At 44.5% G+C, this 12,143-nt stretch carries 5 protein-coding genes; all 5 read left to right on the top strand.

Annotated features, from left to right (window positions below; translation table 11 throughout):
• Nucleotides 1–180, top strand: a 180-nt coding sequence (locus ACE1CI_RS31685; RefSeq protein WP_496615970.1) for a hypothetical protein, incomplete at its 5' end; no start/stop codon positions are given.
• Between the two features lie 562 nt (nt 181–742).
• Complete coding sequence (locus ACE1CI_RS31680) at nt 743–7,735, top strand: DUF8508 domain-containing protein (protein WP_496615969.1); 6,993 nt, start codon at nt 743–745, stop codon at nt 7,733–7,735.
• Nucleotides 7,736–8,488: 753 nt separating this feature from the next.
• A complete protein-coding gene (locus tag ACE1CI_RS31675; protein WP_413262060.1) occupies nt 8,489–9,559 on the top strand; it encodes an isocitrate/isopropylmalate dehydrogenase family protein in 1,071 nt (356 codons plus the stop codon).
• A 6-nt stretch (nt 9,560–9,565) separates the two neighbouring features.
• Nucleotides 9,566–11,278: an aconitase/3-isopropylmalate dehydratase large subunit family protein gene (locus ACE1CI_RS31670; protein ID WP_459563994.1), complete on the top strand. Its 1,713-nt coding sequence runs from the start codon at nt 9,566–9,568 to the stop codon at nt 11,276–11,278.
• A 122-nt stretch (nt 11,279–11,400) separates the two neighbouring features.
• Nucleotides 11,401–11,793, top strand: a complete 393-nt coding sequence (locus tag ACE1CI_RS31665; RefSeq protein ID WP_413262061.1) for a hypothetical protein — start codon at nt 11,401–11,403, stop codon at nt 11,791–11,793.
• The last annotated feature ends 350 nt before the right edge of the window (nt 11,794–12,143 follow it).

Below are 12,143 nucleotides of genomic sequence, written 5' to 3'. Positions count from 1 at the left end.
CGGCTCTTTGACATCGTTGATAATATGGCAATTTATGTGGACTTAATGACATTAATTGAGCAGTTTGTTCGGCAAAAAATTGCAGAGATTCAGTCCAATCATAAGCGTGGATACCAATATAAAAGCTGCTATGGCGGCGGTATTTTCTGCCTGGTTATCTCACTCGACCTACATATTTAGCTACGCCTTTATTGGTAATTTTTTCTTCAGACGTAATGGAACTGGTGTAAGCTTTCATTAATTAAGATAATCACGGCAATTAAGCGATTACTCGTGACACCTGTGGATTCAGGATTATAGCCACCACTCTTATAATCAAGGGAACATTTCTTCAATACCAAAACGTTTTTTATAGGTGGAGAAAGCCACTTCTAAATCAGCCAAATTTGTCAAAATAAACCAAGCTTCTTCAACTTTCCATATTGAGATTACGGCTACAGAATAAGCTTTTTTACTATTGCTTTATTTATGTGAAATTTCAGTAAATTTTTTGTATTCAGTGTAATTCCTTAACCGACACTTAATATAACAGTGAGAATCTGGATGCTTGGAATCCGAAATTACACTTAATATTCCGTAACATTACGGCAATATCCTTGATTGCATAGAGTTTTTTCCTAACTATGCGGTTTTTTCATGTGTATTTTTGCTGCTCAACTTGATTCATTCTTCGTTGCAGCCTGTTTACTGATGCTGCATCTTATTCTCCTGCAAACAACTACCGTTCTAAGGAAAGACGATAATGCCAGCAATTAATCTTAGCGATCCCTATTCACAGAATTTTGACTCACTCTCCGCATCAGGGACAAACTTTTCATGGACAGATGATTCCACCCTATCAGGCTGGTATTCCAGTCGAACAACCTATAATGCAAGCACTGGCTCTTTAAATACAGGAGCGCTTTACAGCTTCGGCATTACTGCCGATCGCGCCCTGGGTTCTGTAGCATCAGGCACAACGAATACGATCTACTACGGGATACGTCTGGTCAACAATACCAGCAATACCGTTACGGGACTCAACATTAGCTTTGTGGGAGAACAGTGGCGCAATGGAGGCAGTACTACTACTACTCCAAGTGTGGCCCAAACCCTCGACTTCCAGTACCAGATCGGAGCAACTAGCTTAACAGGAGGTACCTGGGTTGACTTCAATCCCCTCGATTTCACCACTCCTGTGTTTGGTACAACGGCAGCAATTGCTTTGGATGGCAACCTATCTAGCAATCGTACTGCATTGTCCAGTACCTTAAGTAGTTTAACCCTTGCACCTGGTCAGGAGATCTGGCTGCGCTGGCAGGATATCAACGATGCGAATAACGATCATGGTGTGGCGATCGATGACTTCTCGATTACCGCTAATTTTGCACCTCCTCCGACAACACCTACGGTGACGATCGCCGCTACCGATGCCAATGCTGCTGAAACATTAACGACAGAACCATCAAACCCTGGCACTTTCCGCATCACTCGCACAGGAGGCGACACTAGCAACGCTCTAACCGTAAATTACAGCATAGCTGGAACAGCGACCAACGGTACAGATTACACACCAAACCTCACAGGTACAGCGACGATCGCAGCTGGACAATCCTTTGTCGATATCAGCATTACACCAGTTGATGATACCGCAGTTGAAGGAAGTGAAACCGTTACCCTGACGCTTGCGAGCAATGAAGCCTACACGCTGGGAGCCACCACTACCGCAACGGTGACGATCGCAGATAATGACACTCCTCCCGCAACCCGCATCCGTGATATTCAAGGAACTGGTCATATCTCACCTTTGAATGGTCAAACCGTCAGCAATGTAGCAGGTATCGTTACCGCAGTTGCCACCAATGGTTTTTACTTCCAAGACCCCAACCCCGACAACGACGACAGAACCTCTGAAGGTCTGTTTGTCTTCACCAGTTCTGCTCCTACCGTTGCCGTAGGAGACTCAGTGCGGGTTAACGGTACCGTAACAGAGTTCCGTCCGGGAGGCAATGCTAACAACCTCACGATCACAGAGATTACCAGTCCCGCTGTCACTGTATTGTCAAGCGGCAATGCTCTACCTGCTACAACCATTTTGGGCAATGGTGGAAGGACGATTCCCACCCAGTCAATTAACAACGACTTCACCAGCAGTGGCAATGTGGAAACCGGAGGAGATTTCGATCCGGTTAATGAAGGCATCGACTTCTACGAAAGCTTGGAAGGGATGTTAGTTCAAATTAACAACCCAGTCACCACCTCTCCACTCAATGTCTTTAGTACTTCAGAGGAAATCTGGGTATTAGCAGACAATGGTGCCAATGCTACCAACCGTACTGCTCGTGGTGGTAGCCTGATTACCTCCAGCGACTTTAACCCAGAGCGGATTCAGATCGATGATTTGATCAACGGTTCTACTACTCTGCCAACTGTAAATGTAGGTACTCAACTCAGTACAATTACAGGGGTTGTTAACTACGACTTCAGCAACTACGAAGTTCTGGTATCGACTGCGCCTACTGTAGTACAAGCTTCTCCTCTACAAAAAGAAGTTACCAATCTGACGGGTACTGCAAATCAACTCACGGTTGCTACATTTAACGTCGAAAACCTTGACCCTAATGATGGTGCAGCGAAATTTACTGGTTTGGCAAATGCTATTGTCAATAACTTGAAATCCCCCGACATTATTAACCTGGAAGAAGTTCAGGATAACAATGGTGCTACCAATGACAGTGTTGTTGATGCCAGCGTGACGTATCAAACTTTGATAAATGCGATCGCAGCCGCAGGTGGCCCAACTTATCAATTCCGTCAAATCGACCCCGTAGACGACACCAACGGCGGTGAACCGGGTGGCAACATCCGGGTTGGTTTCCTGTTCAATCCGAATCGGGTTAGTTTTGTCGATCGTCCCGGTGGTACTTCTACTTCCAGCACCGCCGTTACAAACAATAGTGGCAATCCAACGCTGTCTGCGAGTCCCGGCTTAATTGACCCAACTAACTCTGCCTTCAATGCCAGCCGTAAACCTCTGGTTGGTGAGTTTGTCTTTAACGGGCAAACCGTTTATGTCATTGGCAATCACTTCAACTCCAAAGGTGGCGATCAACCTTTGTTTGGCCCCAATCAGCCTCCAACGCTCTCCAGTGAAGTGCAGCGCAACCAGCAAGCGACGATTGTTAAGAACTTTGTGCAAAGTATCCTGGCGATCGATCCCAACGCCAACATTGTTGTTGCAGGCGACCTGAACGACTTTGAGTTCTCTAACCCCCTCACCATCCTCGAAAGTGCTGGACTCAATACGCTGGTGGAAACTTTGCCAGCGAATGAACGCTACACTTACAACTTTGAAGGCAACGCCCAGGTACTCGATCACATTCTGGCAAGCGGCAATCTGCTCAGTAAATTGGATGGCTATGATGTGGTTCACATCAACTCCGAGTTTGCCGACCAAGTGAGTGACCACGATCCAGTATTGGCACGGTTCAACCTGGGAGTTCCTAACCTGGCACCCACAGCGGTTAATTTAACTAATACAGTTACCACCCTGCTAGAAAACACCAGCACGGCTACTCGGATCAAGGTTGCGGATATCAGTATCACTGATGACGGTGTTGGTACTAACGCCCTCAACCTCAGCGGTACCGATGCCAGCTTCTTTGAACTGGATGGAAATGCCTTGTACTTGAAGGCGGGTACAACCCTGGACTTTGAAACCAAGCCTAGTTATGGGGTGACGGTGAATGTGGATGATGCCAGCGTAGGCAACACTCCTGATGCTTCAGTAAACTACACCTTAACTCTTCAGGATCAAAAAGTTGAGAGCGTGGATTTGTCCAATTATGTTCGGATTGGTCGGTACAACCTGCCCGAACCAACCAGAACGGCTGCTCCTACTAACAGTCTGCTGGCACAGGAAGTTTCTGCTCTCACCTACAACTGGGATACTGATACCTTGTTTGTTGTGGGTGATGGTGGTCGATCGATCGTCCAAGTCAATAAGACTGGGCAACTGATCGATTCGATGACCTTGGCTCTTGGCACTAGTCCCCAAGGCACAGAATTCTATGATACGGAAGGACTAACCTATATTGGCAATGGTAAGTTTGTTTTGATTGAGGAGCGCGATCGTCAAGCCAACTTGTTCACCTACGCCCCAAACACGACACTTACCAGAAGCAACGTCCAAACTGTCAAACTCGGTACCACAGTCGGCAACATTGGGATTGAAGGCATTTCCTACGATCCACAAACCAGTGGTTACATCGCCGTCAAGGAGATTACACCACAAGGCATCTTCCAAACCGGAATTGATTTTGCAGCGGGTACTGCGACTAACGGTTCGCCTACTACAGTGAACTCGATCGACCTGTTCAATCCAGCTTTAGCTAACTTATTAGATTTCTCTGACGTTTTCGCTTTATCAAATCTGCCTTCTTTAACTGGAACGCCAGATTACAGTCGTTTGCTGCTGTTGAGTCAGGAATCGGGCAAAATTGTCAATATCGATCGCTCTGGAAATATCTTCAGTTCTTTGACGATCGCTTCCGATCCAGGCAATCCCCTGACAGTTGTGAATCAGGGTTTTGAAGGTGTGACGGTCGATCGTAATGGCTTACTATACATTACCAGCGAAGAAGGCGGTGGCGATATCAATCACCCACAGCTTTGGGTCTACGCACCAGCCTCATATACCTACACAAATCAAGCCCCCGTCGCTGTCAGCATTGCCAACCCCGTAACGAGTTTGGCTGAAAACACCAGTACAACAACTCGGGTCAAAGTCGGCAACATTATCGTCAGTGATGACGCTTTGGGAACCAACACTCTGTCCTTAACCGGAACAGATGCCAATTTCTTTGAGGTTTCTGGCACTGAGTTGTTCCTCAAAGCGGGAACCACACTCGATTTTGAAAGCAAGACCAACTATAACGTTACCGTCAATGTTAACGACCCAGCCGTTGGTGGCAACCCGGATGCAACCACCAACTTCACCCTCGCTGTCACCGACATTACGGAAGCTCCCTCACCGCTAATAATCTCAGAGGTAGCACCTTGGTCTAGCGGCAATAGTCTCGTTGGTGCTGATTGGTTCGAGTTGACGAATACCAGTTCCAGTGCTGTAAACATCACTGGCTGGAGGATAGATGACGACTCGAATTCCTTCACGGCATCGGTCGCCTTAAATGGTATTACCAGCATTGCTCCTGGCGAGTCAGTCATCTTCATTGAAAGTAGTTCACCAGCTACAGTCATTCCAAACTTCAAGTCTCTGTGGTTTGGTAGCAATGCCCCTGCAAACTTGCAAATCGGTACCTACACCGGATCGGGTATAGGCTTGAGTACTTCAGGCGATCAAGTGAATCTCTTTAACGCGACGGGTACAAAGATTACAGGAGTCAACTTCGGTGTATCCACAGCAACCGCACCTTTCCGCACCTTTGATAACGCGGCTGGTTTGCAAAATGCCGCAGTTTCAACCTTAAGTACTGTCGGAGTCAACGGTGCCTTCGTTGCGGCAAGCACACCCAACGAAATCGGCTCTCCAGGACGGATTGCCAATGTCAATCAAGCACCTACGGCTGTAAGTCTGGCGAACACTCTCACCTCTGTGGTAGAAAACACCAGCAGCGCAACTCGGCTGAAGGTAGCTGATATCAGCGTCACCGATGACGGTTTAGGTACCAACGTCCTTGGCTTGAGTGGCACAGATGCCAGCTTCTTTGAAATTGATGGGTCGATTTTGTACTTGAAGGCTGGAACTGCCCTCAACTTTGAAGTTAAACCCAGCTATGCAGTCACCGTGAATGTGGATGATGCTGCGGTTGGTGGCACACCTGATGCCAGCACTAACTATACCCTGGCTCTCACCGATGTGAACGAAGCTCCCACTGCTGTTAGCCTAGCGAATACGATCGCCACTCTAGCAGAAAACACCAGCACCGCAACTCGGATTAAGGTAGCCGATATCAGCATCACTGATGATGCGTTAGGCACCAACGTTCTCAGCCTTAGCGGTGCCGATGCCAGTGCCTTTGAAATTGATAGCAATGCTCTGTTCGTTAAAGCTGGAACTGTCCTCAACTTTGAAGCTAAACCCAGCTATGCAGTAGCAGTGAATGTGGATGATGCTTCAGTTGGTGGCACTCCTGATGCCAGCACTAACTATACCCTCGCTCTCACCAACGTTAACGAAGCTCCCACTGCTGTTAATGACACTGTTAACACGACGGATACACAAGCCGTTGTCATTCCAGTTCTGGCAAATGACAGCGATCCAGATGCAGGTGATGTCCTGTCGATCGTGTCCTTCACCAATCCTTCTAGCGGTTCGCTGGTGAAGAATCAAGACAACACCTTCACTTACACACCAACCATTGGCTTTACTGGTAACACCAGTTTCAACTACACTATACGGGATTTGGCTGGTCTAACCTCGACTGCTACTGTAGCGCTCACCGTGACTGCTGGCAGCAACAACATCCTGGGTACAACTGGTAATGACAACCTAGTGGGCACCAGCCGCAATGACATCATCCAAGGACTCGCAGGTAACGATACCCTCAATGGTGCCGCAGGTGCAGATACCCTGATTGGTGGCCCAGGAGATGATACCTACGTGGTTGACGCTTTGGATACGATCGTCGAGAACGCTGGTGAGGGAACTGACTTGGTGCAATCCTCTATCACCTACAGTCTTGCTTCTCTTCCGAACGTCGAAAACCTGACTTTGACCGGAACTGCCGCCATTAACGGTACAGGAAATAGCTCCAATAACGTGATTACGGGTAACTCTGCTGCCAATGTCCTCGATGGTGGTTTGGGCAACGATACCCTAAATGGTGGTGCTGGAGCAGACACACTGATTGGTGGAACGGGTGATGATGTCTACGTTGTTGATGCAGGGGATGCGATCGTTGAGAATGCTGGTGAAGGAACTGATTTGGTACAATCCTCTGTCACCTTTAGCATTGCCAATTTCAATAACGTGGAGAACCTGACCCTGACTGGAAATGCTGTCATCAACGGTACGGGTAATTCTGGCGATAACGTGATTACGGGTAACTCCGCCAACAACATCCTCAACGGTGGTGATGGCAACGACACCCTCAACGGTGCTGCGGGGAATGATACTCTCAACGGTGGTGCTGGCAACGACATCCTCGATGGTGGTGCAGGTGGCGATCGCATGGTGGGTGGTACTGGCAATGACACCTACTTTGTCAATGTCGCTGACAGTGATACGGTAGTGGAAGCCCTGAATGAGGGGATTGACACGGTGATCTCCTCGGTGACTTATGCCCTCAGTAGCAATGTGGAAAACCTAACCCTGACAGGTAATGCGGCTCTCGAAGGTAACGGTAACGGACTGGATAACGTGATTACGGGTAATGCAGGTAACAACATCCTCTCTGGTGGTGCAGGTAATGATACTCTGATTGGCGGTGCAGGCAATGACAACCTCTCAGGTGGTACAGGCAACGATGTGTTCGTCTACACTTCTTTTGGCGATCGCAATGATGTCATCAGTGACTTCAACATCAGCCAAGATAAACTGGACTTGAAAGGGTTAAACTTGGGAGCAAATCCCGTTGCTAATGGCTTCTTGAGATTTAATCAGTCGGGAAGCAGTACCTTAGTCCAAGTCGATCTTGATGGTACTGGCACAGCGTCAACCTTTAGTACGCTGGTGACTCTCAACAGTGTAACTGCTACCAATCTGGTTGTTGGCACTAATGTTTTGGTTGTTTAGCGATCGACTTTGATAAAAATTTAGTTCTACTTAGCGTAGGGGAACAGGGAACAGGAAAAAGAAAAAACTGTTCCCTGTTCCCTGAAAAACCTTAAATTTATTAGGAAGTCTTATGAAAATATTGGCGAGCCTATTTAAGCTTTTTATATTGGTGGTTCATTTATCAATTCTCCTGCATAGATATACTAGTTTTCAAGTTGCGAAATATACTAATAAAATACTCCTCATAAGTCACTCACCCACTAAACTGAATCATTTCAAAGCAAAAAGACATCTCCAGAAATTAAAGGTGCGTCGCTTATAACCCTTGTAGAGACGTTTCATGAAACGTCTCTACAAGGTTTTTTGGAGATGTCTAAAGATGATCTCGATGCTGACAAACCATTTTATAAGAATGAGTCTTTCAGATACTTAGTATGCAATCACACATTTTTTTACTTCTGAAAGCAAGACTTTAAGCAGTTAATTTTTTTGCCTGATATTATGTCCAGCTGATTAAACATAATGTTGTAGAGACGTTATATATAACGTCTCTACAAAAGATATAACGTCTTTACAAAAGATATAACGTCTCTGTCGGCTTACTACCTTAAATAAGAAATTCCAATATATCAAACTTCATCAGCTGCTAGTTTTGACTCCAAAGATCTGAGAAAGTGTAAATAAGGTAAACATAAGAGGGGCGCTCGGATATATTATGCAAATATCTCTCTTAGCAAGAAAAGCGAGCCATTTCAATAGGTTTATAGAAAAATGCAGCCTTTAACTAATACTTCCACAACTAAGGCATCTGGTAATTCGTCCTATCGAATTGTTGCTATTGGTGGCGAAGGAATTGGCCCAGAAGTGGTGGAGGCTTCCTTAACAATTCTGCAACAAGTAGCTAAACTTGAAGGATTTAGCTTGGAAGTTGAATATGCTTTGTTGGGTGCAGTTGCTTGGTCACAAACGGGAAGTTATTTACCTCAAAGTACGCTCGATCTGTGCGATCGAGCTGATGGAATAGTTTTTGGTGCAGTTACCCAAGGTGGACTGCTAGAATTACGAAAACATTTCGATTTTTTTTGTAATCTTCGACCAATTCGTAGCTTTAATAGTTTACTACATAAATCTAGCCTTAAACCAGAAAAAGTTAAAGAATTAGATATTTTAATCATTCGAGAATTGGTCAGTGGGATCTATTTTGGTCGATCGGGAAGAGCCGAAGATGAAAAAGGAATTTACGGATTCCATACAATGCGCTATTATGATGATGAAATTAGGAGAATTGCTCGCGCATCTTTACAACAAGCTGAAAAACGTCGAGGATTACTGACAATAGCCCACAAGGAAAATGCCTTGCCACACTTACCTTGGACTCGTCTGGTACAAGAAGAAGCGATTAACTTTCCTAGCGTAATTCTTGAACCAATGTTAGTGGATAATTTAGCGATGCAAATGGTTTTAAATCCCCAAAGATTTGATGTGATTGTAGCCGGAAATCTGTTTGGAGATATTCTGAGCGATCTGGGCGGTGCCTTAGTTGGCTCGATCGGTTTATTAGGATCGGCAAGTATTAATAGTAATGGATTTGGTCTTTATGAAGCAATTCATGGCACAGCCCCCGATATTGCGGGGAAAGGAATTGCTAATCCTTTGGGAACTCTAGCAGCTTGTATTTTAATGTTAGAACAGTGGGGAGAAACAGCGGCGGCTCAACGAATTAGGGAAGCACAAGAGCGAGTTCTAAATAAAGGATACCGAACCGCAGATTTGTTTCCCCAAGGAGAAGAAATTTTGGTCAATACGGAAACTTTAGTTAACCTTTTGTTGCAAGAAATTTGAAGAAAAATGAACAATCAAAACAACGTTTTACGGCTGGGAGATGATATCAATACTGATGATATTATGCCTGCGGCTAGAGCCACAAATAATGACTTAGATCATTTAAAGTTATATGCTTTAGAACATATTATCGGTGTAGGAGAATTACTAAAATATAATGTAATTGAAGCTGGAGAAAATTTTGGCTGTGGATCGAGTCGAGAAATTGCCCCCATTGCTTTGAAAGCGGCGGGAATTGAAAAAATTCGGGCGCGATCGTTCGCGGAGATTTTTTATCGCAATAGTATTAACATCGGGCTAAATCTGGAAATTTTGGGGGAACAAAGGGAAAACCCAGTGGTAAATGCGATCGCCGCTGCTGGCGGATTAATCCCTTTTAATCAAAAGCGTCTTCAAGGAGAAATTACTATTCCTTTGAGCTTAACTCCTCTCAGACCGATGACGTTAGTGGAAAAACTCTTAGCTAAAGCTTCCGGTAATTCATTTGTTGCACCTGGAGAAGTAGTTTTTGCCAAAGTTGACTTAGCTTTATCCCATGATGCCGTAGCAGGGCCAGTGGCAAAAGTATTCTATCAAAATTATGGAAAAGAGGCGAAATTATGGGATTCCCAAAAAGTAGTTTTAGTCGCCGATCACTTCATTCAAGTGACTGACATTCGCCCCGAAGATAACAAAGCTCATCTAATGTATCAAGAGATGATAGACTTTGCTAAAGCTCAAGGATGTCACTTATTTGATGTAGTTTCCCCCGGAGAAGCAGCGGGAATTTGTCATGTTTTATTACCAGAAAAAGGGTTTATTCAACCAGGAATGGTAATCGCTGGGACAGATTCGCATAGCTGCACTTATGGCGCATTAGGAGCGTTTTCTACAGGGGTAGGAACGACAGATATGGCGAATATTTTTGCAATGGGAGATATGTGGATTCGTGTTCCTGAAACTTTAGTATTTGAGTTGTCGGGAACTTTGCCTGCTCATATTAGTGCCAAAGATATAATTTTGTTTATTTTGGGGCAAATTGGTTGTGCTGGTGCCACTGGCAAAGTGATGGAATTTCGCGGATCTATTATTGAACAATTGCCCTTTGATGAACGAATGACATTGGCAAATATGGCGATCGAATGTGGAGCAATGTGTGGTTTAATTGCAGCTGATGAAGTAACTCGTCAGTATGTGAGCGAACGCACTTCTCCCAGATTAAGAGAAATTGTTGCCGATCCTGATGCAGAGTACGAAAAGATTTACCAATTTGATCTGAGCAATCTCGAACCCCAAATTGCACGCCCGCCTAAACCCGATCGAGTAGTAAAAATTAGTGAATTAGGAGAGGTGCCAATTACTAAAGCCTTTATTGGTTCTTGTACAGGAGGAAAACTTCATGACCTCGCCGAAGCAGCGGCAGTTTTGCGCGATCGTCAAGTGGCAAAAGGAGTAAATTTGTTTATTGTTCCTGCCAGCATGGAAATTCGTCAAAAAGCCCAAGAATTAGGTTATCTCGATATCTTTGAACGAGCAGGAGCACAGATTCTTAAATCAGGTTGTGGAGCTTGTATTAATTCTGGAATAGGAGTTTTAGCCAAAGAAGAAACCGGGATTTATGCAACCAATCGGAATTTTAAAGGACGTAGCGGCGATCCATCAGGCAAAAATTATTTGGCTTCTCCAAGAACAGTTGCTATTTCAGCCATACAAGGAAAAATTAGCCACGATCTTGCTTAAATTAAAAAAAATGTAAATTTTTTTTTAATTTGAAGATTAAGAGGTTATAAAATACTATTAATCTCATATTTTCAACATGAGTCAGGCTTTAATTCACATTGAAAAAATTGCAGGTAATTACAATGGAAATCGAACTGGACGAAATAGGGAAAAAACTTGCAGGATTAGGTCTTCCTGGCGTAATTCTGATACTTATGGCAGCATCAGCAGCAGGTAGTAATGCCGCTGTTACAGCCACCCTGTCAGCATTAGGAGGGCCATTTGGTATCCTGGGCGGAATTGGAATACTTGGTCTATTAGGCGTTTTAGGAGACGTTTTAGGAGGATATGGAATTGAAGCCGTTCTCAAATTAGTTTACAAGGAACGTAGCAAAAATGAAACTGTAAACTCTCTGGTGCAAGAGATTAACAATCTACCAATTAAAGATGAGCTAAAAACCACACTGATAAATCATATCAGCCCAGAAATTTTCAGAGATCCTACAGAACCAAGAATAGTGGATATTGTTGAGTAATTTACTAGCATTGGTAGGTTTACTCAAGAAAGGATGGGCAAACAATCAAGGGAATATATGACTTTTTGTTGGTGTCGGTTGAAGTCATAATTGTTTCTAGGCTACCAGTCTAATAAGGGACATTTAAATGAGGGAAGGAAACTCCTGAACAAGAAATAGATATTTCTTTGGCGCTGTCCCGGCGAATGGTTGGTAGCCTGTTTCTACTTAAATTAGTCAAATTAGCAATCTATATAATATTAGTTACTTTAGATTTGGAAAAATCTCAAATTAACAGATAATTTGACGAAATAAGTAAAGTGAATATTGCATCCCCATCCTATATCAAATGAAATTAGGCGATCGCATCT

It is taken from the genome of Floridaenema flaviceps BLCC-F50, from assembly GCF_041929275.2.
Taxonomy (GTDB): domain Bacteria; phylum Cyanobacteriota; class Cyanobacteriia; order Cyanobacteriales; family Aerosakkonemataceae; genus Floridanema; species Floridanema flaviceps.
The sequence above is the reverse complement of the archived record's forward strand: the minus strand, read 5'-3'. Positions and strand labels throughout refer to the sequence as shown.

Bases quoted from the DNA above. Each gene is read 5' to 3' on its own strand.
- ACE1CI_RS31680 (WP_496615969.1), top strand. From the start codon at position 743: ATGCCAGCAATTAATCTTAGCGATCCCTATTCACAGAATTTTGACTCA.
- ACE1CI_RS31675 (WP_413262060.1), top strand. From the start codon at position 8,489: ATGCAGCCTTTAACTAATACTTCCACAACTAAGGCATCTGGTAATTCG.
- ACE1CI_RS31670 (WP_459563994.1), top strand. From the start codon at position 9,566: ATGAACAATCAAAACAACGTTTTACGGCTGGGAGATGATATCAATACT.
- ACE1CI_RS31665 (WP_413262061.1), top strand. From the start codon at position 11,401: ATGGAAATCGAACTGGACGAAATAGGGAAAAAACTTGCAGGATTAGGT.